The 26,285-nt window shown below is 40.1% G+C and carries 20 protein-coding genes; 10 read left to right on the top strand and 10 right to left on the bottom strand.

The genetic code is table 11. The features are described from left to right. The first annotated feature begins 140 nt into the window (after positions 1–140). The 3 genes from PGN18_RS09620 to PGN18_RS09610 all read left to right on the top strand — a co-directional run bounded on the left by PGN18_RS09620 (position 141) and on the right by PGN18_RS09610 (position 3,332). A complete protein-coding gene (locus PGN18_RS09620) occupies positions 141–1,418 on the top strand; it encodes a nucleotide sugar dehydrogenase (RefSeq protein ID WP_335319268.1) in 1,278 nt (425 codons plus the stop codon). A gap of 461 nt (positions 1,419–1,879) precedes the next feature. Further along, positions 1,880–2,263, top strand: a complete 384-nt coding sequence (locus PGN18_RS09615; RefSeq protein ID WP_335319266.1) for a response regulator — start codon at positions 1,880–1,882, stop codon at positions 2,261–2,263. Then, positions 2,250–3,332, top strand: a complete 1,083-nt coding sequence (locus PGN18_RS09610; protein ID WP_335319264.1) for a sugar transferase — start codon at positions 2,250–2,252, stop codon at positions 3,330–3,332. The genes PGN18_RS09615 and PGN18_RS09610 overlap by 14 nt, the downstream gene beginning before the upstream one ends. Before the next feature lie 103 nt (positions 3,333–3,435). Here the strand turns inward: PGN18_RS09610 and PGN18_RS09605 are convergent, their stop codons facing one another. The 4 genes from PGN18_RS09605 to PGN18_RS09590 form a co-directional block, all read right to left on the bottom strand. Further along, complete coding sequence (locus PGN18_RS09605; protein ID WP_335319262.1) at positions 3,436–5,574, bottom strand: OmpA family protein; 2,139 nt, start codon at positions 5,572–5,574, stop codon at positions 3,436–3,438. A gap of 3 nt (positions 5,575–5,577) precedes the next feature. Beyond that, a complete protein-coding gene (locus tag PGN18_RS09600) occupies positions 5,578–6,498 on the bottom strand; it encodes a PorP/SprF family type IX secretion system membrane protein (RefSeq protein ID WP_335319260.1) in 921 nt (306 codons plus the stop codon). Position 6,499: 1 nt separating this feature from the next. Then, positions 6,500–10,111 carry an Ig-like domain-containing protein gene (locus PGN18_RS09595; RefSeq protein WP_335319258.1) on the bottom strand — a complete coding sequence of 1,204 codons (3,612 nt, stop codon included), beginning with the start codon at positions 10,109–10,111 and terminating at the stop codon, positions 6,500–6,502. A 166-nt stretch (positions 10,112–10,277) separates the two neighbouring features. Continuing rightward, the gene (locus PGN18_RS09590) at positions 10,278–10,898 is read right to left on the bottom strand and encodes an acyltransferase (protein ID WP_335319256.1); all 621 of its coding nucleotides are present in this window, start codon (positions 10,896–10,898) and stop codon (positions 10,278–10,280) included. 86 nt (positions 10,899–10,984) lie between these two features. Between PGN18_RS09590 and PGN18_RS09585 the strand changes: the two genes are divergently transcribed. The 6 genes from PGN18_RS09585 (at position 10,985) to PGN18_RS09560 (ending at position 18,967) form a co-directional block, all read left to right on the top strand. Beyond that, a complete protein-coding gene (locus tag PGN18_RS09585) occupies positions 10,985–11,686 on the top strand; it encodes a TolC family protein (RefSeq protein ID WP_335319253.1) in 702 nt (233 codons plus the stop codon). Continuing rightward, positions 11,686–13,845 carry a GumC family protein gene (locus PGN18_RS09580; RefSeq protein ID WP_335319251.1) on the top strand — a complete coding sequence of 720 codons (2,160 nt, stop codon included), beginning with the start codon at positions 11,686–11,688 and terminating at the stop codon, positions 13,843–13,845. The genes PGN18_RS09585 and PGN18_RS09580 overlap by 1 nt, the downstream gene beginning before the upstream one ends. Next, entirely contained in the window at positions 13,845–15,029 is a 1,185-nt protein-coding gene (locus PGN18_RS09575) for a glycosyltransferase (RefSeq protein WP_335319249.1), read from the top strand. The genes PGN18_RS09580 and PGN18_RS09575 overlap by 1 nt, the downstream gene beginning before the upstream one ends. Before the next feature lie 23 nt (positions 15,030–15,052). Further along, entirely contained in the window at positions 15,053–16,462 is a 1,410-nt protein-coding gene (locus tag PGN18_RS09570; RefSeq protein WP_335319247.1) for an O-antigen ligase family protein, read from the top strand. Positions 16,463–16,555: 93 nt separating this feature from the next. Continuing rightward, entirely contained in the window at positions 16,556–17,722 is a 1,167-nt protein-coding gene (locus PGN18_RS09565) for an acyltransferase family protein (protein ID WP_335319245.1), read from the top strand. A gap of 24 nt (positions 17,723–17,746) precedes the next feature. After that, positions 17,747–18,967 carry a glycosyltransferase family protein gene (locus PGN18_RS09560; RefSeq protein ID WP_335319243.1) on the top strand — a complete coding sequence of 407 codons (1,221 nt, stop codon included), beginning with the start codon at positions 17,747–17,749 and terminating at the stop codon, positions 18,965–18,967. Here the strand turns inward: PGN18_RS09560 and PGN18_RS09555 are convergent. The 6 genes from PGN18_RS09555 to PGN18_RS09530 all read right to left on the bottom strand — a co-directional run bounded on the left by PGN18_RS09555 (position 18,964) and on the right by PGN18_RS09530 (position 25,238). Next, complete coding sequence (locus PGN18_RS09555; protein WP_335319241.1) at positions 18,964–20,190, bottom strand: glycosyltransferase; 1,227 nt, start codon at positions 20,188–20,190, stop codon at positions 18,964–18,966. The two genes, PGN18_RS09560 and PGN18_RS09555, sit on opposite strands and share 4 nt — an antisense overlap. Positions 20,191–20,205: 15 nt before the next feature. After that, the gene (locus PGN18_RS09550; protein ID WP_335319240.1) at positions 20,206–20,826 is read right to left on the bottom strand and encodes an alpha-1,2-fucosyltransferase; all 621 of its coding nucleotides are present in this window, start codon (positions 20,824–20,826) and stop codon (positions 20,206–20,208) included. 195 nt (positions 20,827–21,021) lie between these two features. Then, positions 21,022–22,359, bottom strand: a complete 1,338-nt coding sequence (locus PGN18_RS09545; protein ID WP_335319239.1) for a flippase — start codon at positions 22,357–22,359, stop codon at positions 21,022–21,024. Next, complete coding sequence (locus tag PGN18_RS09540; RefSeq protein ID WP_335319237.1) at positions 22,360–23,337, bottom strand: hypothetical protein; 978 nt, start codon at positions 23,335–23,337, stop codon at positions 22,360–22,362. Between the two features lie 124 nt (positions 23,338–23,461). Continuing rightward, positions 23,462–24,322: a glycosyltransferase gene (locus PGN18_RS09535; RefSeq protein ID WP_335319235.1), complete on the bottom strand. Its 861-nt coding sequence runs from the start codon at positions 24,320–24,322 to the stop codon at positions 23,462–23,464. A gap of 16 nt (positions 24,323–24,338) precedes the next feature. Then, a complete protein-coding gene (locus PGN18_RS09530; protein ID WP_335319234.1) occupies positions 24,339–25,238 on the bottom strand; it encodes a glycosyltransferase family 8 protein in 900 nt (299 codons plus the stop codon). A 186-nt stretch (positions 25,239–25,424) separates the two neighbouring features. Here PGN18_RS09530 and PGN18_RS09525 point away from each other — a divergent pair, with 186 nt between their 5' ends. After that, positions 25,425–26,228 (top strand): glycosyltransferase family 2 protein, encoded by an 804-nt coding sequence (locus PGN18_RS09525; protein WP_335319233.1) that lies wholly within the window; start codon positions 25,425–25,427, stop codon positions 26,226–26,228. The last annotated feature ends 57 nt before the right edge of the window (positions 26,229–26,285 follow it).

The following is a 26,285-nucleotide window of genomic DNA, read 5'->3' as shown; positions in this document are numbered from 1 at the left end:
CCTAAAAAATACATCCCATATTTCTAACTAAACGGTCTATAATCCGTGTTCTTTGTAATATTTTGTGCTTTTTTGGGGTTAAAAGATTCAGATAAAGCATTATTGATTTATCTTATATTTGCACCATCACCAAGGGAAAAATGAATACAAAAAAGCAAATTGCGATTATAGGTTTAGGTTATGTCGGGCTTCCGCTGGCTATCGAATTTGCAAAGAAATATAAAGTAATTGGTTTTGATACAAATGAAAGCCGTGTTGAAGAGCTAAAGCAATTGGAAGATCGTACCCACGAAGCCAATCTGGAAGACTTAAAAGCTGTGCTTTCCTCGCCTGGATTTGGCTTAACGTTGAGTGCTAAATTAGCAGATTTGGCTACCTGTAACATGTATATTGTCACTGTACCAACGCCTATAGATCACCTTAAACGACCAGATCTGCAGCCATTACTTGATGCGAGTAAAATGTTGGGCAGAATACTTAAATCGGGTGATATCGTCATTTATGAATCTACCGTTTACCCGGGCTGTACCGAAGAAGATTGTGTACCTGTTTTAGAACAAAAATCAGGTTTAAAATATAACATCGATTTTTTCTGTGGTTATTCGCCAGAAAGAATAAATCCTGGTGATAAAGTTAATACACTTACGAAAATAAAAAAGGTCACCTCAGGCTCTACCCCCGATATTGCTACTGAAATAGATCAACTTTATGCTTCAATCATTACTGCTGGTACACATCTGGCACCTAGCATTAAAGTTGCCGAAGCCTCAAAAGCGATAGAAAATGCCCAACGGGATGTCAATATCTCTTTCGTAAATGAACTGGCCTTGATTTTCGACCGCATGGAGATTGATACCGCGGATGTATTGGCTGCTGCTGCTACTAAATGGAATTTTCTTAACTATAAGCCTGGTTTAGTAGGCGGGCATTGTATTGGTGTTGATCCCTATTATTTGGTCCATAAATCTGAAGCTTTAGGTTATAAGCCCGAAGTAATTCTGTCTGGACGTAGAGTAAATGATAATATGGGCATGTTCGTCGCCAACAAAGTGATAAAGATGTTGGTGGCAAGAAATAAGGTAATTAACGGAGCCAAAGCCCTCATATTGGGTTTCGCTTTCAAGGAAAATTGCCCGGATACGAGAAATACAAGAGTGATCGATATTTACAAAGAACTTAAATCTTTTAGTATGGAGGTGGATGTATATGATCCATGGGCCAATATTGCTGAAGTAAAGGCTGAATATAATATCCAGATGATTCAAAATGATCATTTTGAACATTATGACATCATCATTTTAGCAGTGGCTCATCAACAGTTCTTAAATATTAACTATGCCGCTTTTAAAGCGAAAGGATCGGTCATCTTCGATACCAAATCATTTATTCAACGTGATTTGGTTGATGGCAGACTATAATTTATTATTGATTGGTCGTGATTTCATCTCAAATCATTAAGATTTAGTTCATTCTGAAGCAAAGGTTTTTAGGATTCAGTAAAATTCACCTCCCGTAATTTCCCGTCGTCAGCAATACTGAATCAGTCCTGTTTTATTATTGAGTTACTTTTAGTACGCTGGCCATTTTTTTTATTAATGTGTTTTTAAGTTACAATTTCAGTTCGTGCTTTTTTTGAAATTTGAGGCGGGCTGACCATGCATTCCTAAACTGTATTGGATTTTTAAGTAAGATAACCTCGACACTTGCAGTTTGCATGTCAATTGGATTTATTGTTGAGCAATAAATTAAATTCATTTAAAAAAGCGTGCATGAAATAATATATTCCTTTTGATCTATGTCAACAAATGTAATAATTGAACAAAATGTATTTTTTATTCTACAGGTTCTGGTTAAATTTGTTTAAATCTAGATTAACGATATGGAACTAAAGAAAATTCTGGTAATTGATACAGAAATACACATGCTAAACCTTTTAGGCGTAATTTTAGGAGATAGATATAACCTTTCAATGCAGTCGGGATCAGTTGAAGCTATGCAATGGTTGCATAAGGGAAATATGCCAGACATTATTATTTCGGAAATCAATATGCCGTATATGAGTGGCTCTGAACTCATCAGCAATCTAAAGATCAGTGGACTTTATAGGCATATACCGATAATTGTACTTTCTGGGATTAAAGATCTCTCCACTCAAATAAGCGCGATCCCTTTTAAAGTTGATGCATACTTTTCCAAGCCGTTCAATCCGCTCGATCTTGAAATGGCTATGAGTAATATACTGGAAAACCATGCAGTCAACTGATGATAAAGCCAATGGGATCGTTAATGGTGATTACACCCACATCATGTATGCTGGAGAGGTCTTCCTACCTGAACTTCTTCCAGAACTACAAAGCCATTTTAAAGTAGAAGCGCATAAGGAAATTGCAAGCCTGGCAGAATTCATTTCAAAGCAGACCCTGCTTAATCTTCCGGATGCAATTTTAATAGAAGTGGATGAAGAGGGGGAATGTTTTCAGTTTGTAGAGAAACTAAAGCTAAACACTTTGCTGAGGGAGATCGTGATTATTTTTTTATCTGCCTCACCTGGTCAAAAGTTATCTCAAATGGCTTTGATGCTTAATGTTAGTGATCTGTATATTTCCCCGATTCCTGTGAAAGATCTTTGCATCAGGATTAAATTCCTGATTAAGCTGCGCTCTTTCCGGCCGCGTGTAAGCGGAGCTGCTGTAATCAAATTAAAAGCTAAGTTCCCGATAAAAAAACGGATTTTTGATCTTTGCGTTGCCTGCTTTATTTTTCTTCTGTTGATTCCTGTGTTCAGTCTGATAGCGCTTCTAATCCGCTTGGAATCCAAGGGGCCAATCATCTACAGGAGCAAACGGGTTGGAGCAGGCTATAAAATATTTGATTTTTTTAAATTCCGCTCCATGCGACATCAAAGTAGCGAAGATCTGGTTAAACTTTCAAAACTCAACCAGTATACGCCTACTGAAGGTACCTCAGCTACTTTTATCAAAATAAAGAATGATCCAAGGATTACAAAGGTTGGCGCTTTTATACGCAGATATAGCTTAGATGAGCTACCCCAGCTCTTCAATGTAATCAAAGGAGACATGTCTCTTGTTGGAAACCGCCCCCTTCCGCTTTACGAAGCCAAGTCGCTCACTTCCGATGAATGGGCTTTACGTTTTCTGGCGCCCGCTGGGCTTACCGGTCTATGGCAGGTAAGTAGGCGGGGTAAAGGAGAAATGTCTGAACGGGAGCGTAAAAAGCTCGATAACTTTTATGCCAGAAAATATTCTTTAAGGCTGGATCTGGCCATCCTTTTGGCAACATTTCGTGCAATGAGGCAAAATGAAAATGTATAGTCCTTTCAACCCGTTTACTTTTCCATTAAATTAAAAAAGCATATCAATCATGATATGCTTTTTCAATTTAATAATTGTAGGTCTAATCGTAATCCTTTTTATTCTATCTATCTGAACAATTCTCCCTTGTGATGTTTACACCCTGTAAAATCACATCAAATTCAGTCCGCCTGTTAAGCTGCTGGTCTTCCTCTGAACAATTAACGCCATCATAGCAGCGATTAACTAACCGGGTTTTTCCGTAATACTCCACTCTGATCCGATCTGAGCGTATTCCACGTGCAATCAGATACTGTTTAGCCGATTCACCACGTCTTAAAGATAGGTTTCTATTGTATTCTTCTGATGCCCTGCTATCACAGTGGCTGGAAGTTATGATCGTAATTTCTGGGTATTTTCTCATCAGGTCTGCGAGTTCATTAAGTGCACCCCTGGCATCTGGCCTGATTTCCGATCTATCCAAATCATAGTATATATTTTTTACGGAAAAAACCCTCTTTAATGAATCGCAATGGTTCAGCACATACTGTTGAGCACTTTCCGTTTTATTCAGTCTGATATCAAGATTAATCACCGAATCCTTTTGTATCCCTACTGAGGTGGTAAATTGTATATTGTTAATGTAGCCAAGTTTTTGAGCCGTCACCTCATAGTCTGTCTCTGCCGGTAGCTCTCTTCTAAAACGTCCTTCGTTATCCGTTTTAATGGTATCATTACCATCAAGATGATGCATCAGAATACGTCCTCCGGCTAGTGGTATACGAGTTCTTGCGTCTGTAAGTGTTCCCTGTAGTATAATTTTGTAAGTAGATCTCCTAAATTCATAAATGTTGTCATTTCCCTCTCTGTTCGAACTGTAATATCCTTTCTTCCCGTCTGGAGTCATAATAAGAGCAAAGTCATCTTTAGATGAGTTTATAGGAGCGCCCATATTCACAGGAGAGGTTGTTGGTTTCATTTCTTTAAGTGGTACCTGAAACAGGTCTAATCCTCCAAAACCGGCAAGTCCGGTTGAAGCAAAAAACAGATTTCCTTCATGATCAAAACTTGGAAACATTTCATTTCCTTCCGTATTGATTAGCTTACCCATGTTAATGGGACTTGTCCATTCGCCTCGGCCAGCTTTTACGCAATAGTATAAATCTGTCCCACCAAAGCCCCCGGGGCGGTCAGAGGCAAAAACAAGTATATTTCCGTCAGGTGTTAATGCCGGATGGCCGGTAGAGTACTCATTACTATTATAAGGAAACTCTTTTGTTGCACTGAGATTAGGCCCATAAGCGGTGTAAAGTTTCAGTTTGATGGTTCCATCATTACTCTTAGCGGTTTTTCCATTTAAATAATTGTTCCCTGTAAAAATGATTGATCCATCAGGAAATACAGCTGCCGCCGCAGTATGATATTTATTATTAAAAATTCCACCTAGCTTTTTCACCATTTTATTCTGGCCATAAATCAGGTTTAAAGTATCTCTTTCTATCGTACTGGTATAAGCAGACAAAACGTTGTTATCATTACTGGTTTCCGGAGTATCATCATCATTATATCTAATTTTCTGTTTATCAGCTGAACTTTTTGAATTGATTAGACTGTCTTGATTAATCACCTTCAAATCTGCGAGTTTATTCACATAATAGAGTTTGCTAAAAGGCGTGTTGTCCCATTTAAAGATATGTTTTGAAAAATTTTCCGATTGCCTGTTACTGGTAAACATAAGGCCTTCTTTGTAAAAAGTCGGAGCATATTCAGAAGCCTGAGTGTTAATATTCAAAAAACCTATCTTCCAATGATTTGAATTTTTATTGATCTTGGCCAGGTTTGTAGAGGCGAAAGCTGCTGCTCTTTTATCAGTAGGTACCAATGAGAGGTATTTCCTATACCACCGCTCTGATTCTTCATACTGTTGATTGTTGGCTAAACTTTCTGCATAATATAAGGCCCACTCATTTTTCATGGCTGATTGTGAGGTCAGTTTTCGATAAGTTTTCAGTGCGCCCGGGTAATTTTTTGTCATCCTGAAACTGTAGGCCAGCATTTCTAATGCCTCTAAATTGGATGAATCTTTTGCCAGTACCTTCCTAAGTTTGCTTATTGCAGATACATATTCGAGTGAATTAAAATTCTTACGCGCTGCATTTAAATCGTTTTGAATGTGTGGATTGTTCTGCGCATATATTGAGGTACAAAGTGCGAGGGTAAGGCCCAGGAATATGAATAGCGTTACTTTAATATCAAATTTCATAACTTAGAAAAATCTTGGTGATAATATTTTGTTTTTTTCAAACCCAAATTCGTATCTCAGCATAATCTCATGACTGCCTGAATTGAAGTTTTGCAATTCAGTGGTGCTTCTGTCGTAGCTGTAGCCAATACGGATCTGAGGGCTAACCTGCACCTCGAGCAGCGCACTGATGTCTGCATTTGTCCTGTAACCCGCTCCAATGGCCAATGTATTTTTAATCCATAGCGCTGCATTAAGATCAGCTTCTAAAGGAGCACCTTTTACCCCTTTGATCAAGAATGAGGGTTTCAGCTTAAAGTCCTCAGCCAGTGGGAAAACATAACCTGCAGTAACAAAAAGATGTGGAACCTGCCTGGCCTGTAGGTTGTTGCCGCTGGAGGTATTGTTCAGGCTATTACCAAGCAAATCTTGTGCAGCTATACCAAGGTAAAATTTGTCTGAGTTGTAATATATCCCCGTTCCGAAGTTAAAAAGTGTTTTACTCGCATCATTCATAAACGCAGGATCATAGCCAGGATTTGAATTTAATAAAACGCTGCTAAGTCGTGCACTATAATGGCTAATAGAACCTTGTAAGCCAAAGCTCAGACTTCCTTTTTCCATTCTAATCCGGTATGCTGCGCTTGCAGAACCACCCGTAGTTTGCGTAACACCTAGTTTATCGCTAAAAACCTGTAAACCCACACCAAATCTTTTATTTAATATGGGCGCATCTATAGTAAAGGTCCCGGTTCTGGGCGCTCCCTCAATTCCTGTCCACTGGTTACGGTAAAGTGCAGTTGCTGATACCAGGTTCCTGCTTCCGGCATAGGCAGGATTTATGGCAAGTGTGTTGAACATATACTGCGTATACATGGCATCCTGCTGGGCCCAACTTTTAGTAAAAAGTAGTGACAGTATTAAAATTATAATATATCTTTTCATCTTATCTGTTAATTGTAATATAGCCTACACGTCTGTCTGTGCCATCAATAGTCAAAATATAATAATAGGTTCCTGCCGGAACTTCTTCTCCCACATGGATACCTTCAGTTGTTTTTCCATTCCAGTCGTTCTGATAGCTTTTTGAGCGGTAGATCAGATTTCCCCAGCGGTTGAAAATGTCAAGATTGATTTTTTTTCCATTGGTATTGCCTACCACAAAATAATCGTTGATGCCATCATTATTTGGAGAAAATCCTCCTGGGATGAAAAGATCTTCCTTGATCAGGTTAACAACTGTTGGCTGCGATGGGCTGACATCTCCTGCGGTAATGGGATCTGGTTTAGTCCCATCGGTTGATACATCCGTAGTTTTACTGTTATCGCTTACTGAAAAGCCTTCAGCAGTAGCCTGGTTACTGAAACTTCCGTCGTACCGATCAAGTGATACCTTAACGTCAATATCAATGGTGCCAGAAGCTGATTTAGCTAAGGTATTGCTCCCTGTAAGCATATTTTTATTAGATGACCCGTTGAAGCTGGTATTTGCAGTTAATCCACCTGTTGCACTGATTTTTAGTACTTCAAAGGTATTTCCCCTAAACGTGGCAAACAGATCGTCCGTTACACTGATATCTTTTATGGCTATCTGGCCAAAGTTGGTGATCACAAATGAATAGCTAACACTATAGCTTCCGTCCTGATTTCGAACGGGCGCTGATTTTAAACGCTTGGCCAATCCAATTTTGGCCGGAATAAGTACCGTAATCGTAACCTTACCTGGAGTAGATGGAGTACCGTTCTTATCTATAATAATATAGGTGAGCTCATCAGGGCCGGAATAACCCGGGTTAGGGGTGTAGATCGGCTGTCCAGTGGTCGGATCATAAGTTATTGTACCATTTTTAGGTGGATTGGTGATGGTAATCTTTCCGCCTGTAGGTATAGGAATGTTGATTAATTTTGGACCATTTACCGGTGTTTCCACACTGATATCAGGTGCCGTGATGATGATTGCCGGGCTTACAGTTACTGTTACAGTTATTGGCTCTGAATCAATGCCGTCACTGGTCCTTAAAATATAGGTGAAAACATCTTGTCCGCTAAAGCCTGCATTAGGGGTATAAACAGGTAGTCCAGTGGTCGTGCTGATGCTTACAGTGCCATTCTTAGGAGCTGTTACCCATACCACGCTAGTGCCGTTTTTACCAAGATCATTATCTTTTACAGGAATTTCAATCGACTGGTTAAAAGGAGTAGTATAGGCATCCGGAGAACCTAAAGGTTTAACAGAAACCGTTACACTGATGGGATCGGAAGAAACTCCATCGGCAGTCTTTAGGGTGTAGGTAAAATTATCTTTTCCTGAGAAACCCGGATTTGGCGTGTAAATAGGGTTTCCTGTGGCATCAAAACTTACCGTACCATTTGTTGGAGGAAGTTGTAAAGAGACCGTAGTACCCGTTTTGGAGGGGTCATTATCTTTCACCGCTATGGTGATGGGATTTCCTGTAACAGTAAAGGCTGCATCAGGATTGCCTAAAGGTTTCACGTTAACCGTTACTGTGATCGGATCAGATTGTAAACCATCTTTATTTTGCAAGATGTAAGTAAAGCTGTCTTTTCCACTGAAGCCGGCATTAGGTGAGTAGGTAAATGTTCCATCAGGGTTAAGTACAACAGTGCCTTTTAGTGGATCTGTTTTTTTGATAACAATTGATCCTGCTTTACCAGGGTCATTATCCAGTACATGGATAGTTACAGGCACATCAGCCGCTGTATTGGCAATATCCGCCGCACCAACCGGCTTGATATTTACAGCAATGTTGACGATTGCCGTATTAGATTCTGCACCATAATTATCTTTTATGGTATATACAAATGAATCATATCCGCTGTAATTGGCTGCAGGCCTGTAAGTTACAATTCCGCTTACAGGATCAACAACAAGTGTGCCGTGTAAAGGTTGACTTTTGATGCTGATGGATGAAGGGTTGATGGTGTAATTACCGTCCGCATCAGTATCATTGCTAAGTATGCTGATGGGTACATTAGTATCCTTACTAGTCGTTACGGTATCATTAACAGCTACAGGTATGCGGTTTACAATAAGCTGAACCTCATCTGAAAGCTGACATCCTCCTGGAGAAGTAAGTGTCCATTTAAATGTATAAATGCCTCCAGTCAAGTTGTTTACAATTGCATTTGGCTGTTGAGGATTTACTATCGATGCGCCGGTTGGTCCTGACGACTGTGTCCATAATCCACTGTTGGTGCCAGTACTATTGCCCTGCAGCGTATAGGTTGTAGTAGAAGTAGAAATATTAAGCAGCTGGTCCACCCCGGCATCTGGCTGACTTGGCGCAGCAACATAGGTTAATGAAATGGTTGCCGGGTTAGATGTTCTTCCATACGAATCTTTTACGGTGTAAGATCCGGAAACCGTGCCAAAGAGGTTCTGTTCAGGTATAAACTGCACATTCCCTTCCGAATTTACGGAAAAAGTTCCTTTGCCGGAAACGGTATAACTAGTCTGTATTCCATTTTGGTTAGGGTCAAGGTCAATTGTTGATTTATTTAATACCGCACCAGAGTTCGTTGTCGTATCATTAGCGGTTACGTCTACCACGGCCTGGTTTCCCTGGCATAGCGTTAAAGCATCATTTTTAGCCAGTGGATTTGTTAAGCCCGTCTGGTTATGCGCATCAATAGTTACTTGTCTGATCTCGTGAAAGTTCGTCAGGTCGCCGGTAGAAGAAGCGAAGCCATAACGCAGGTTATCCGGAGCAGCCTCAGCGTAATAGAAGTTATTGATCACCGTTGTAGTAATTGGTTTTGCTCCTCCACGGGTAACCCTCACCGTTACATTAAAGCCTCCTGCAGGTTGCGGAGCAAGATCCATATAAACTCTTCTATATCCTGTATTGGTAGAATCAGGCTGACGTTGCCCGCCATCTCCTACAAGGGGGAAACCGAATTGATTCAGGTCTGCACTGGTTAGATAAGTATAATTACCTGAGGTTAATGCCGCCCCATTTCCCCTGCCCCGAAGGGTTATTGAGCCAGGCTTAAAGCCTATGCCTCCCTGCCTGCCTTCAGTTGGATTGGAAAAATTTCCATATTCGTCAAGTCCGATGGCCAGGTAACCATTACTCACCCCGGGAGAGATTGGGGTAGTGGTGGTGATCTGTGCATATCCAAGAGAGCCACCAAATCCACCGATAACAAATGGATTTGCGTTTGCATCAAAAAGAAAAAAACTGATTCCATCCGCGCCTGTTCCACCGTATATATAATACTCAAAAGCAACTTTAAGACCATTACCCGAAGGAAAGTTGGTGGTATTGATGACATAGCCTTTCTGATTTTGAACATTGCTTGTCAGCCTTAGGTACCCATTTCCATTCGCATCCAAAGGCGTGCCTGTATGGCTCGAGGTACCCATATTGTAAGCACTACCGGCAGCGGTTAAAAAAGCAGATGGAGCACCGCCAAAGATGATTCCCTGCGAGGTGGAGTAACGGAAACTTTCTACATAAGGAAACTGGGCAAAAGCGCTTTTAAAGATACATAGAGACAACACGACGATTATCTGAAAACGTAACATTTTTATCATAAACTTGGATTAATAGTTTGTTGGTCTTTAACTTGCAAAGTTAAAAGCAAATTTTCATAGTATTAAATATTTCATCAAAATATTGATATTTCTCAAGTCAATAAATGCTTGCAAGCCGTTGATTTTCGGCAAACTAGGGTTCGGGTGATGTAACTGGCCGGATAGCTCAACTTGTTTTAGACCATAATCCAGTTTTTGGCTCATATTTCTTGATCACTTTTGCAGGATTACCGGCTGCTACACAAAAATCCGGAACGTCTTTGGTAACCACTGCACCTGCTGCAATGACTACATGTGTTCCTATCGTAACTCCTGCTGTTATAACCGCGTTCGCCGCGATCCAGCTACCATTACCGATTTTAACCTGGGAGGTAGTTACCGGTTGTTTAGAGATGGGAAGATTAACATCCTGATAGGCATGGTTAAGGCCGCTGATCACCACATTTTGGGCAATAATCACATCGTCGCCAATATTTACTGGTCCTATAACCACATTACTCATTCCAATAAGTGTTCTGTTTCCAATGTATACAGCTCCAACTCCATTATTAATGGTACAAAAATCCTCTATGATCGCGTCATCGCCCATTTCGAAACTGTTAAACGGTAAAACATCCAGCCGTGTTCTTGATCTGATGCGGCTATTTTTACCTTTTTTATGAAAGAAAGGGTTTAAAAAAAGGCTTACCCATGTTCTTGGACGGGCCTCTCCGCTCGGGATCATCATCCAATGCACGATTTTTTTTAGTTTTTCATTCTCCTTTACTACTTTTAAGAGTGATTTCATTACAAATCTTAATTATGGTTATCTTTACAATATTAGCATAATTTAAATCATAACCATATATTTGACCCTTACACTGCAATCGTTTTATGATTAGAAACCAACTCAAGCCGTTAATGGTGCTTTTTATCTGCACCTTGCTTAAGTTAAACAGCGTTCTCGCTCAAGAAAGTATTTTAAGTGAAGTTTCTTATTTATACATGGAGAAACTTGTTGCGGCGGCAAAAGCCAACTATCCGAGGGTGGGGTCTCTTAGTAATCAAATTAATGTAGCTAAAAGCGATCTTTCCGGAGCACGACTTTCATGGCTGGAACCCTTATCCTTTCAATATGTTGCGCGGTCAAACCAGGCAACAGCCAATACTGTGGTAGATTTACAGACCGCTGATCTGCTTACAGGATATCAGTTCGGCATTTCCATTAATCCAGGCTCTCTGCTAACCAAACCAAGTCAGATCAAAAAAGCAAAAGAACAGTTAAAGATTGCCCAGTCTAATCAGGCAGAATATTTTCTTCAGTTAGAGGCACAGGTAAAATCCAGATATGTTACACTTCTTCAGTTTCAAAAATCACTGGCGCCAATTAACGACATGTACCTTACGGCACAAAGTAATTTCGAGAACATGAAAATCAAGTACCAAAAAGCTGAGGTAACCTTTGCAGAATACAACAGCGCTTCTAATTCATTAAGCAATGCGCTGCAGGCCAAGCTCCAAATGGAGGCGAGCTACCTCAACGCAAAAATTTCACTCGAAGAATTAACAGTCAAAAAGTTGGAAGAAATAAAATAATGGCTGAAGGATATAAATTTTTAAAATTTGTCAAACGCTTTCGTCTGGCACTGGTATTGGTCCCTTTGATTACCATTATCATCACTACATTTTTGGTGCGTAACCTTAAGAGTTCGTATATCTCCCAGGCACAGATTTCAACAGGGATTGTGGATGAAACTCAGCAACAGTCAGTAATTATTGAGGCGGTTCAAGGTGAGCAGGTTCGTCAGCAATTTAGTAATCTTATTGAAATGATCCGGATGAAAAGGGTGCTCAATCAAGTATCCTACTTACTGATCATACACGATCTAACCTCAAATAAACCTTTTAAACCTAAAAGTGACCTTGTTGAAACGCTGAATAAAGACGCCGTTACCCATGCCATTGAGGTATACCGTAAAAAATATGAAAAGAACGAGGAATTGGATATTAACATTCCGGACGAGGATGGGCTTTTAAGGGTACTCAAATCAATGAATTATGATCCTGACGCACTTAAAAACAAAATATCAGTATTCCGATCCGGCGAAAGTGATTTCATCACCGTACAATCTGAAGCGGAAAGCCCCGAGCTGGCGGCCTACATTGTAAATACGCTTTCTGCAGAATTTATCAAAGGTTATACTTCGCTCACTAAAGCTTCGCAAGGCAAGGCAAATAATTTTTTGAGGAATATGCTCACTGAAAAAACGGATACCCTTGCAGCCAGAATGGCCAGATTGAAGAATTATAAGATCAGAAATAAGGTCTTAAACCTCACAGAACAGTCTAAGCAGTTATATTCCCTGATTTTAGACTATGATACCAAAAAACAGGAAGCTGTTGAAAAGACCGCTTCATATGCGGGTGCGCTTAACGAGATTGATGCAAAGTTTAATCCCAAAGAGCGGAGCTATATCGAATCCAGGCTCTCCAGGGTAAACCAGGGTTTGGTGGAAACGAAAGCAGAACTAAGTAGCCTTTACGACCTCTACCTCAAAAACGATCTGGACGAAAGATATAAAAGAAGTTATGATTCGCTTAGAAATCAGCTGAGTGAACAGATCAATAAATCTTCAGACCAGTACATCAACAATCCCCTAAATGCTAAACAAGAGCTGGTCAATCAAAAAATCAATCTGGAAATACAGATGGATATATCCCGTTATGGAATAAATTCTCTGGAAAATAAAATTAATTCGCTGACCCGGGATTTTGAAAATTTAGTTCCACAGGAAGCCGAGGTACAGACCTTAGAAATGAGTGTTGATATTGCCAGTAAAGAGTATCTGGATATCTTGAACAAATATAATCAGAGTAACCTGGAATCTGGAGTTGAATCTAAAATGAATATCGTCCAGCTGGGGGTTGGCGGCCTCGCGCAGCCGTCAAAGAAATTTTCGTTGATTGTGCTCAGCGCTGTTGTGAGCCTCGTTTTCTGTATTCTGGCCTTATTTGTAATTTTCATTATGGACAGCCGGATACTTGATGCAAAAACACTGGCTTCCCAAACTTCAGTACCCGTACTTGGAACAATACCCAAGCTCCCTGCTCCACTTGAAGCGCTGAAAAGCTCCTGGGAGGATCCGGCCTATCATGATTTTTGGGCCAGCATACGTTCGATCCGATATGAGCTGGAATCGGCGATGCAAGATAAGGTAATCGTCATTTCCAGCTTTGGCCCTTCCGAAGGGAAAAGCTTTTTTGCCAGATGTTTGGCAAGGTCATGGGAAAAAACAAATAGAAAAGTATTATTGATAGATGGGAATTTTACCCATCCGTCGCTAAGTCAGGATCATGTGAAGGGACAATTTGTAGAAGATTTTCTGCAAGGAAAGGAACAAGCTGGCCAACAGACACAGCAAGAAGCAACCGCTGTGCTAAGCAATCGGGGGAAAGATGGATCTCTTCTGGAACTTGCCAGCGCGCAGCAGATTAATGAACAACTGGACGAGGCAAAAAGAATTTACGACCTGATTATTATTGATGTAGCCGCCATTAATGGCAGTAGCCTGGTGCGGGAATGGCTTTCTTTTACCAATGATGCCATAGCGGTATTCAAATCAGGAGAATCGATCAATGATGACAAAAAAGCATATCTTGCTATGCTTAAAGAAACAGGGATTTTTAGGGGGTGGATACTTAATATGGCCGAAATGGGTTCGGGTGAGCTGGAGTTTTTTAAGACAAAAGGATAATGGACGCATTTGTAATAGGACATTGGATATTATACATGCTGGGAATCATCATTTGTTTCCATCTTGTTTTTCCAATGGTTCTGTTTTTATGTTGGAAGTTCTCGGTCAAACCGGCAAAATCTGTCCTTTCAGCATCAAATCCTAGGGATTATGGAATTATCTTAACCGCTTATGAGCAGGTAGATTTCGTAGCTGATGCCGTTAAATCCCTTTTGAATATGGATTATGCCAATTTTCATATCTATGTGGTTGCGGATAACTGTAAACCGTCAGAGGCACTTATGTTTACCGATGATCGTGTTGAAGTTTTGTTTCCTGAAAATATTTTGGCCAGCAATACGGCATCTCACTTTTATGCCATTAAACATTTCAGGCGTCAACATCAGGCCATACTGATTATGGATAGCGATAACCTCGCCCATCCGCAGTTGATAAATGGATTAAACAAGTACTTTGAACTGGGTTTCCAGGCCGTACAGGGGCTTAGGTCGGCCAAGAACCTCGACACTACAATTGCATGTCTGGATGCGGCACGCGATATTTATTACCACTTTTATGATGGAAGGTTGATCTATGATCTTGGTTCATCTGCAACACTTGCCGGCTCAGGCATGGCATTCGATCTACAGCTCTATGTCAATATGCTAAAAGATATTGATATTAAGGGCGCCGGATTTGATAAAGTACTTCAGGCCCGTTTGATTGCTAGCGGTGAAAGAATTGCCTTTGCGGAAGACGCCATTGTTTATGATCAGAAAACCTCCGCTTCAAAGCAGCTGGTAAGCCAGCGATCGCGTTGGATCGCCACCTGGTTTAAATATTTTAAGTTTGGCTTCTCAATTCTCTATCAAGGAATAGTGCGTACCAATATCAATCAGTTTATCTTTGGTATTGTGCTGTTAAGGCCCCCACTGTTTATATTCTTATCCCTGGCTGTTGTATTAATGGTCATCAGCCTATTTACCAGTCAGCTTTTGGCACTGGTCATTTTCGTTTCTCTGATCATTTACGTAATCAGCTTTTTGATTCCGGTTTTAAGTACAACAACCGATAAAAGAATTCGTAGGGCGCTGGTTTTTGTTCCTCAGTTTATATTTTATCAATTTGTTTCTCTAGCCAAATCTGTCTTCTCCAGCAAATCAAATGTGGCAACCAGGCACAGCCTCAAAAATGACAGCAAATGATGTGGTCCAACCTGTCATATGAGATGAAAAAAAAGCTGCTCATTCTTGCTGCAATGCTTTCATTTGCTGTAGGTTCCGCTTTGCTCACCGTTAAGCTGGAGTATTATGCCGTTTTTTTTGCACTGCTTTTTGCGGGTGGCATTGTATTTACAATTGCCTTATTTTCCAATCCAAAGGTTGGTTTTCTCGTTTATCTGGTATACTGTTTTTTTATTGCGGGCTTGCTGAAAAATACGGGATTACCTTTTGGCCCCCTCATGGAAGTGCTGCTCGGCGTTACCTGGCTGTCGCTGCTGGTAAACTATAAAAAAATCGATTGGAAGGAAATTAATAATGATCATATTTTCATCGCGCTCATCTGGTTTTCAATTAACATCCTGGAATTGGTCAATCCTGAAGGGGCCAGTTTACTGGGCTGGTTAAATGAAGTACGTTTTACAGCCTTTAACTGGTTGTTAATCGCCCCCATTGGTTTCCTATTGTTTAAGAGTAAACGCGACCTTGATCTTTTTTTTATCATGATCATCTCCCTATCTGTTTTAGGTACACTTTACGGAATTAAACAATATCATATAGGGGTTTCTGCCGGCGAGCAGCGCTGGCTTGACGAAGGAGGTGCAACCACACATATTATTGATGGCAGGCTCCGGGTATTTTCATTTTATACCGATGCAGGCCAGTTTGGTGCTTCCCAGGCCGCATTGTCGGCAATAACAATAGTAATGGCCTTAGGTCCTTTTAAAAAATGGAAAAAGATTTTACTATGGATTTCCGGAATAATACTCTTTTACGGAATGCTAATTTCGGGCACCAGGGGCGCCTTTTTCGCATTTGTGGTGGCCAGCATCTTTGCCATTTTTTTAAGTAAAAACTTTAAGGTGCTTTTTTCGGGGCTTTTACTTGTCCTAGCGATGATTGGTTTTCTTAAATACACCACTATTGGGAGCGGAAATTACCAGATTGTAAGGTTGCGTACTGCAGTTGATCCCGACAATGATTCTTTTAATGCCAGGCTGATCAACCAGGCAAAACTGAAAGAATTAATGAAGAACAAACCCTTTGGTGCAGGGGTGGGAAGTATTGGATTAAATGGGATCAAATTTAATTCAGAAAAATATTTATCAAATATTCCTCCAGATAGTTATTGGGTTAAAATCTGGGTAATGTATGGCCCCGTGGGGCTTGTAATATGGTTTTCATTGATTATGTATTTGATTGGAAGGTGCTGCGGAACGGTTTGGAACATTCAGGATAAGGGACTCAAAGTGAAATGCATTGCGCTAACATCCGGTACCGCCGGTCTGTTTTTCTGTAGTTATGGCAATGAAGTGATGAATGGTTTCCCATCAGTGATCATTCTCTACATGTCATGGTCATTTGTATTGATGGCTAATAGTCTGGATGGAAAAAAAAATAGAATTCCCAAAAAATAACTAATTTCAATATGCCACTAGGACTCCTGGTCATACCAGCAATCGTATTTTTTGTATTTGGTTTTATCAAAGGATATAAGAAAAGTAAGCGTAATGTATAAATTTCTGCAATCAATACCCGATAAACTGGCCAGGGTCACGTCAGGAAGGAAACTCATCAGCGAGATTGACGGGCTTAGGTTTTTTGCGATCCTTCCAGTGCTCATACAGCATTTGAATGAGCGTTTTGAGCGGAATACCGCTATTGACTTTATGCATCCCAAAGAAGATACGTTTGCTTATTTTTTGGCCTATAGGGGCTTTTTGGGTGTTTACATCTTTTTTGTCATCAGTGGGTTTATTTTGGCACTTCCATTTGCCTCATACCATCTGGCCAGCGGAAAAAAAATCAGTATCGGTGAATATTTCTGGAGAAGGCTGACGCGGCTTGAACCGCCTTACATTTTCTGGATCAGTATTTTCTTTCTGGTTTATGTGTTTCAGCGCCATGTCTCTTTTTTTGAATATCTCCCGCATTATTTTGCCAATATTACCTATACCCATGCTATTTTTTATGGTGTTTGGTCGCCTTTCAATCCTCCAACCTGGACCCTCGAAATCGAAATCCAGTTTTATATTCTTGCGCCTTTTCTTTCCTATTTTTTCTTTAAAATACCAAAAAAGGGTCTCAGACGAGGACTGAATATCGGCTTTATTTTGGTGTTGATGTTGTTGCAGCAGTACTTTAAGTGGTATCTGCCACCGTTCAGTCTCTCTATCCTCGGCCATCTTCATTATTTTCTGATCGGTTTTATGCTGGCAGACCTTTATCTCTGTGATTGGGCTTCAATCAAGAAAGGTAAGATTTATGATATTGTAGCCTTACTTTCCATTATAGGGCTTATTGGTTTATGGAGTTGGGGTTTCGAGTTCATTAACAGAGTGGCCGTAGTGATCTGTCTTTTTGTTTTTTTTATTGCTGCATTTAAAGGAAATCTCATTAACCGCCTGGTTACCAATAGGTGGGTAATGGCTATTGGGGGGATGTGTTATACCATATACCTTATTCATCTTCCCTTTGCCGAGTTTTTTATTCGTTTTAGCAAATACCTCACCTTCACACATGATTACACCATCAATCTGCTCTTGCAGCTGGTCCTTTTTATTCCAGTGGTGTTGGCCTTGAGCGCTGTATTTTTTCTAGGTTTTGAAAAGCCTTTCATGGATAAAAACTGGCCTTCAAAGGTTGCGCAAAGGATATCCGCTATTTGGAAAAGGTAATCATTTTTGTGAAGCATTAAGACTATGGAACTGAAGAATAAGGTAATTGTAATACTGGGTGCCACCAGGTTTGATTGGAAATTTGAATCCACCAGTTATCATACCGCTAAATTTTTGGCAGAAAACAATGAGGTATATTATGTCGATTTTCCCTATACGCTTAAAGACTACTTCAAGAAAAATCAACAATCAGATATTGCCTTAAGGCTTCCTCATTTCAGGAAAGGGGCCAAAGGAATTCTGGATTCGGGATTTCCTAATTTAAAGATTTTGATTTTACCATTGCTCCTCTCCATTAATTTTTTGCCAGAGGGGCGTATCTATCGTTGGTTATTGCTATGGAACGAACGCAGGATTTCTGCCAGAATAAACCGCGTTATGGCTGAAAGGGGTATTAATGAATTCGTATTTATCAATTCATTTAATTTCCACTATCCTGGCGTTTCCACCATGCTTTCTAAGGCGATACTGAAGATTTATCACTGCGTAGACCCAATTATTACCGGTTATGATGAACGGCATGGATTTGTATCCGAAGATTTGCTCATCAGCAATAGTGATCTCGTGATCTGTACAAGTAAAGCACTTTACCGTGACAAAATCAAAAAGAAGAAACAGACTTTTTTTATCCCCAATGCAGCTGACCTAACCGTTTCCTCAAGGGCGCTTGAGCCAGATCTGCTGATCCATCCGGCTGTATCTGATATCCCCAAACCGGTTATAGGTTATTTAGGAGCAATCGAACGTCGTATCGATTTCGATCTGTTAGTCAAGGTTGCAGCAATAAATCCTGATAAAAGCTTTGTACTGGTTGGGCCTACCGCCTGGGAATTTGTTCCTCTCAGGTTTAAAGAAATGCATAATGTTTACTTTCGCGACAGTGTGCGCTACGATGAGATGCCAGCAGTGGTAAAGGGATTCGATATAGCAATGGTTCCCTTTAAAAAGGATGAAGTGAGCGCAACTATTTTTCCGCTTAAATTATTTGAGTATTTGGGAACTGGCAAACCTGTGGTTTCAACAGATTTTAATATGGATCTTCTGGAGTTCACATTCGATTCCGTTAGCTATTGCCGTCAAGCAGATGAATTTTCTGCAGCAATTTCTTTTTACCTCAATAATGATAACGAGGAGGCTAAGGCATATCGGTTATCAATTGCTGCAGATAATACTTGGTCAAGGCGTATGTCAGAATTGAGCAGTTTGATTGCTGGATTTTATCAGGAAAAAACAGGTAAGAATTAATTTTTTTGTCTTTGAGATAACATTTCCTTATACAGATTAATATGTTTACTGATGGGATCGTTGAGTTTGTACCATTCCATAAGGCTTTCCCTGCAGCCGTCAAATGTCGACGCTTTTTCTTTTTTTAAGATGATCGCTTTCCTGATCAGGTTCCGCAGTTCAGCGGCATCACCGGGATCAAATAAATATCCGCTTGCACCAACCTCAACATAGTCAATCATTCCCCCTGTTGCTGATGCAATAAGAGGTGTTCCGCACAATATGGCTTCTGTGCCGGTAAGCCCAAAGGTTTCTTCCAGTGAGGGGTTGATGAAAAAATCCATTGCACTGTAAAGCAATGAATGAAATCTTTTATCGTGCACGGGTTCAAAACGGATGATGTTGATGGTTTGCTCATTGTCCGCTTTAACTTTTGCTTTAATTGCACCGAAAGTTAAAATGGTAATGAACTTTTTCTCCTCAGGTGCTAATCCTGCAATGGCCTCAAGCAAAAGCCAATAGCCCTTTCTGTAGTTTTCAAGATCGTCAGCGCCCGTTCCCAGTATCAGTGAATCTCCGGGCATATTAAGCGCTTCTCTGGAAATCGCCTTATCAATTCGCCTAAAACCAGCAGTATCCAGTACACAGGGGATCAGGTTGCATGCTACCCCAGGGAGATATTGCTGTATTTTTTGAAGGGTTAGCGTGCTGCTCGCAATAAATCTGATGCCAGATGAGCGAATGCTCTCGTGCTTTTTTCTTCGGAGAAGCTCTTCTGCATCTTTGAAGTTGGTATTACGAAGCACGTCCTGTTCATAGTGAAAACCGCCTAGTATAGGGTTCAGGTCGTGAGCGGTCCAAACCATTGGTTTTTTAATGGCTTTAAAAAATGTCGGTATATCCACAAAATCAGAAATCCAGTGGAGGTGGATGAGGTCTGCACGTTTTACCCGGTCATCCTCTTCCAATCGGTAATGGGAAAAAGGAAAGCTAAAAATTTCATATTTACCTTTTTGTCCGCCGATAATTCTGGTGTTGTTATCTATACCCAGTTTCTTGACAACACGGCTCATAAATGGCCTTCTTTGATCGGTTTGGTATACCCCAGGTGAGAGGTTTTCATTTAGGGCATGCATACAAAGAACTTCGGATTCGATGCCCTGTTCCAAAAGCGCCTGATGAAGCCGCATCACAGCAATTCCTGCCCCGCCGGTAATATAGGCTGTAATATGAAGTATCCTCATCCGTTATTGTTAAAATTAAGCTTGATCAAAAACGTCGCACCATATAAACTTATCTGTCATCACCCTTTTCGGATGCTCCTTGCCAATACGGAATCCTAACCAGTTTTTAGGCGCATAAACCGTATTGTTTTTCTCTGAAAGATAAGCGGCCCACCATGCAAAACTACTGTTGGAAATAATGGCAATATCTGCATTTTTTATAATCTGGAAATCAGTTATCTCATTATTTGATGAGAATATATAATTTGGCTGTTCGCCAAAATAAGTTTTTACATATTCAATATCATCGCTAACAAAATAAATTTTACAGTCCTTAGTATCGCCAAGGGCGTCCAGCCTGGTCTTGAAATAAGACATGGGCAGGGATATGTCCCTTTTGCCATAGTTCAGGTAATCCGTTCTTCTGATGTGAACCACAATCGTTTTATTCGTCCGGAAAATAGGTCCGAATTCTGCCTCAAAAAGATCGGTAAATTTCTTTTTAAGTTTGATGTTAAACCCTTCCGGAATATTCCTCACATAAAAATCGGTTTGGAAGAACCCTTTATAAATCGTCCATTCTTTTACTTCTACCGGCCTTGGTACCTGAATGCTTTCAATATAAATTTCATTGAATTTCAATATTTTGGGCAACATTCGGGTATATACTGAATAGAGCTTTGAAGATAAGGTCAGATTATCTATGGTTCCAAGATCAAAATATTTGGTCAGATAGGCGTGATGGGGATTTACAAAAAAAAAACGATTTTCTTTTGTTGTTTGCTTTTAAATACTCAAAGAAAGCGTATTGGAAAATCTGGTTTCCAAGCCTTCCAATAAATTTTACTCCAATCATAGATTCGCCTTTTTTAATATATATTTATTGATGAATTCGGGATAAAAGCGATAGGCATATATAAATGCGTTAAGTGCATTCACCTTAAGTTCTCTCCACAAAATAACCTGCGATACGCTAAAACCGAATATGTTGGCGATAAGGGTAGCATATGCTGCGCCAATTACCCCGTATCGGCGGATGAGGAAATAGTTCAGTATCAAAATTACGCAGGTATTCACGATGACGATGATAAAAGTAACCCTTGTTTTTCCAATGGAATCAATAATTACCCCAAACTGTCTTCCAAATGGACCAAATATGCAATACAGTAAAGTGATGTTGAGTATAGGAACGGTATCGGCATACTTGTCTCCTGCTAACAGTTTGATAATTAGTCCGTCAAATAGATAGATAAAAATGATGGCAGGAATAACCATGGCCAGGATGGTACCAACTGATTTTTCATAGAGATATTTGATGGCTTCTTTTCCTTCAGTTTCTATACGCCTGGAACTTTGTGGAAACACGATGGTGGCCACGGCATTGGTCGGGATATCGATCAGATTACCAATTCTTACGGCAATATTGAAGGAGCCGGAAGCAGCCGGGGAAATGATGCCCGCCAGCATCCATTGATCTATTGTGCCCGAAAGGATTGAACTGACCGAGGTAGCGAATGCATACTTGCCATAATGAAATATCCTGCTGATCCAATCTTTACTAAACCGGTAAGAGAAGCTAATGAAATTTTTAACATAAGCCCAGGAGATCGCAATGCTAATGATTACCGCTACAATCTGTACGTATACCAGTGTCATCAGGTCAGTTTTAATCCGGAAAAAAAGGCATATGAACAGGAACAAGCATAATACGGACTGTCTTGCCAGTCCGCTGAAAAGAACACCCGTATATTTAAAGTTGGCCTGCTCAATACAATTGAACTGGGTCAGGATTCCTGAAAAAATAAATACAATATTATACAGGTGGAACATCGGTTCAAGTTCCGGTGCTTTGAGCAGTCTGGAAAGGTACCCGGCAAAAATCAGATTCAGTAAAATGCAAACAACCGTAAGGCTTCCGCTAATGGTAAGGGTTGCAGAAAAGATATCTGAATGCTCTTTTTTTTCAGATCCAGACATAAATTTAATCAGTGCGCTCTGGATAAGACCATTACGGATGATTTCGAGGATGGTTACCGTCTGCAGAAAAATTCCCCACACACCATAATCATTTTTGGTAAGAAGCCTTACCAGTACGAAAAATATCGCAAGGTTGATTAGCGTGCCGGAAAAGTTCTGTAGAATATTGAGAATCCCAGATTTAATCCAATAGTTATTTTTTGTCTCACTCATTTAGGACCGATTTGGATGTAATATTTTTTTTCCCAGATGCGTTGCTGCCAGTTCTAATACGTCCTGGTCACTTTTTGCATGGTATACTGCTGCATCTGAAAATTTAGGGTAAAGTTTGGTAAAACAATTAAAATAGTGTTCCGGCCCTTTTTTAGAAAGAAGGATATTAATACCGCCAAAATAGCTTGCCAATGCACCTGTCCCTCCATGTGTAGATATAAAATGTTCCGCATTTGCGTAAACCATAAGCTGGAAATGGTTAAAGTTTCTGGCTTTGCCCAGGTTCTGTTTAAACATGTTTTCCATTAACAGCACTTCGGGGTGCTGCTGTTCAATCCAGCCGTATTCGTTCAAATCATAAATATCGCTGTTGTCATTCGTGATATGTTCAGGTCTGGGCCTATTGTAAATAATCTGGTATTCAGCTTTATATCTGTTAATCAGTTCGTCTAAAAGTGCGATGCTTAAAAAACTGATCGGTGGACCATCCCATTCCATATTATAGCGGTTGGCAATAATCAGTATAGGTTTGCTATAACGATAAATCTCATTGCTATACAATTCTTTTAAGGGAACTTGCGCCCACTTGCGCATATTGTAGTTCTGGCTATAAAGAATGCGGGGTGTTTCAAAATTATAGTTTCCCGGCGTAGTCCTGGAATCGAATGTTTCAAGGTGTTCAGGTGAAAAAAAATACAGCTCGGCGGTATATTTTGCCCCTTCGGTTTGCAATAGGGTACCGTTTTTGAAATGCCAGTAGGCAAATGGCAGTGCAAAGGCAAGGTCAGGAGTAAACTCCCCGCTAAAGGATATTTTTTTGTAAGGTTCTTTAATTACATAATCCCTGATCAGGTATTTCCACTGGATGACCTGACATAGATAAGTGTCCCTGAAAAAATAGCGGTAATTCGCGGGGACGTTATAGTGCCTGATTTTTGTATATAAACCTAAAATTTTAACAATCAATTTCCTTAGCATGTCACAGGTTATTTTGTAGCTATTTTCATTTTTTATGCTGATGCCAGCCAGGGGTTTTGTGGTAATTTAGTCGGCAAATATTGGGTAATGTTGCACCAATCAAAAAGATAAGCGCTGCGCACACTTAAAAATAATAGTTCAGGTTAAATTTAATGTGTCTGTAAAAGTGCCTCGCTACCCTGATCATGATATTGGTCGGATGCCGCTTCCAGTTCCGCTTAAATGTACTGGGTTCTTCACTTGAGTTCTTTTGATCAAAAAGGCCTTTAAAGTCCTCATAAAATAATCCTCTGCCCTTGCGTTTAAGAAAAGACATCATCATGCTGTATTCTGCCTTTTCTACATTAACCCCTTCCTTATAATCTCCAAACTTGGTTAAAAAATCACTTCTTCTCAGGTGTGGGTGGTCACTATATAGGTAGAATTTATTATAGGTACTCAAAATGTCTTTAGGATTAAAATGCATTTCGGAGAAACCTTCGGCAAATGGTTTCAGGAAAGGAAAACGCTGATAGGCATAAAACCGAACGATATCCAAAGTAGGGTCATCCTGCATAAAACCGATTGATGCAGACAGTTTCTCTGGAAACAGTTCGAGTGGAACAAAATCTTCCTGTACATAAAGCGTCAGCGGAAGTGTCGCATTTCGCTGTCCTTTATTAATATTATTTCCTAGTCCGGCATTAGTTGGTGTAGTGATCAGCTTGAAATCAAATTCCGACTGGAGTTTTTTGACCTGCTGGAGGTTTTCAGCTGTACTGCAATCATCTGATACGATAATTTCCCCAAAGGTGCAGCCTAATGAAGCGAAAGAAGAAAGTAATCTGGCAAGGGAGGCCGGCCTGTTAAAATGGGTAATTAACAAGGTGACCTGTGGGAAATTGAACGCTTTTGACTGCATGTACTGATAATGGTTAGCTGGAAAAGATTTCCACTCCTGGTTTTGACCTTTTATAGTGCAGTTTACAGGTGTGGATCTGAACATTTATAAATTTATTATTTTATTTCAATGCAAAAATTTTTTTGACCGTTTTTTTTACTTTGTAAAACCCTTTTCTAAAAATCCTGACATAATTAGGGACAATTTTAAAGTCTGCCCAAGGTGTCATTTGAAGATACCGGAAGAATTCGTTTTTGTAAAACTGACTACCATTATACGATGAATAAATTGGCTTAATGTCAATAAAATGCATGATGAAGGGATCCTTTACATCTACACCAGCCTTGCAGTTCCAGCGGTGGTCAAGCTCTTTCCATTTATTGGCGAAAACCACATTAAGGGCATATTGATCTGCTAAAAGCACTGAATCTTTATTTTCCTCCACGCAGGTCAGTATTTTTTGCGGTATATTTTCATTTTTCCATTTTTCGATATCAATCACCAACAGGCCTGCATTGAAATATTTTGTTTCCGGGTCTAGTCCAAGTTCCTTGTAGTTGGGGATTCCTGCCCATTCGCAACTTACCGTTGCTGAATGGTCCTGTACGCAACCTACGGTTCTATCGTCCAGTTCCACCAACCATAGCTCAGAGATATCCCTATTCACAATCATGTCTACATCCAAATAAAGAACGCGTTTTGCATTACTGCCCACAATATAAGGCGCAAACATTCGCATATAGGTAATCTGCGGCATCCCTGTACCGTCAATGGGAAGGTGCATATCTTTTGGAAGAACCGATTGCATCTCATGAAAGGTGAGGGTATAATCATGGCCATCAACCATTGATCTCAGCTTTTGAAGGTTGGGTTTGGAAATTCCATTATCAATAATGGCAAAGGCAATCTGCTCACCGGTTTTATGATTAGCCTGTATTGATTTGATCAAGGGCGCCAATAAAATTGCATAGTGGTTATCCGTTGCGATAACAATGTGGATAGTTTCTCTTTGTTTGGACATTCGTTTGAATTAGAGGCTTTTTGTTTTCGGTAGAACATACAAATTTAGGGAATTAAAATTATTATTCATGTTTTTAAACCTTATCAATCTAAATTTGAGGTTTTGTTCCTGTTACCCATTCAAATATATCCTAAACATTAAAATTATTGAAGTATTTATTTAATATTGTGTTTTAAAACATCAGTTATGTGGCCAATCAAAGTTCCTGAACATATTAAACAGTTTATTGATAAACGGTTCACCTTCCAGGAGTTGGGCGCCAGGGCCAACGCCTCCTATAAAACCATTTCCAATGGTGTTCCGGAAGTATCAGTGGTGATGCCGGCATTTAATGAGCAGGATAATATCATACCTACCCTTGCCTCTTTGGCTGCCAATAAAACAAAAAGAGTGGTAGAAATTATTGTGGTGAACAATAATTCTACTGATAATACTGAAGCGCTTGTTAAAAGTACCGGGGTGCAATGTATTCTGGAAAGCAAACAGGGAATAACTTTTGCACGTAACGCTGGCCTTGCAGTGGCCAGGGGCAAATATATTTTAAATGCAGATGCGGATACCATTTATCCTGCTGATTGGATTGAACAGATGACTACTCCTTTGGAGAACCCCGGGATTTGCCTTACTTATGGTAGATTCGCTTTTTTGCCTATTGCAGAAACAGGCCGGGTGACCTATTTTTTTTATGAACACCTGTCCCGATTTTCCAGGTGGATCAACAAGGTTTTTAAAGAGGAGGCCGTAAATGTATATGGATTTAATTCGGGCTTCAGGCGAGAGCAGGGCATGGCCGTAGAAGGTTTTAATCATCCGGCAGGAACCAATGAAGATGGCTGGCTGGCACTCAAGTTGCGCAATAAGGGTTTCGGAAAACTCCATCTGGTTACCGATATCAGGGCGTTGACATGGACCACCGACAGAAGAATACAACTTGACGGCGGATTAATAAAGGGCTCTTTAAAAAGAATAAAACGGGTACTCGGAGGATAATTTCTTTAAAATCTAAGTTCACTCAATATTGATCATCATGAAAAAAAGATGCTGAAA

Source organism: Pedobacter terrae, assembly GCF_036946585.1.
In the GTDB taxonomy this organism is placed as follows: Bacteria; Bacteroidota; Bacteroidia; order Sphingobacteriales; family Sphingobacteriaceae; genus Pedobacter; species Pedobacter terrae_C.
Note: the sequence above shows the minus strand (reverse complement) of the source record. Positions and strands in the feature narration are given on the sequence as shown.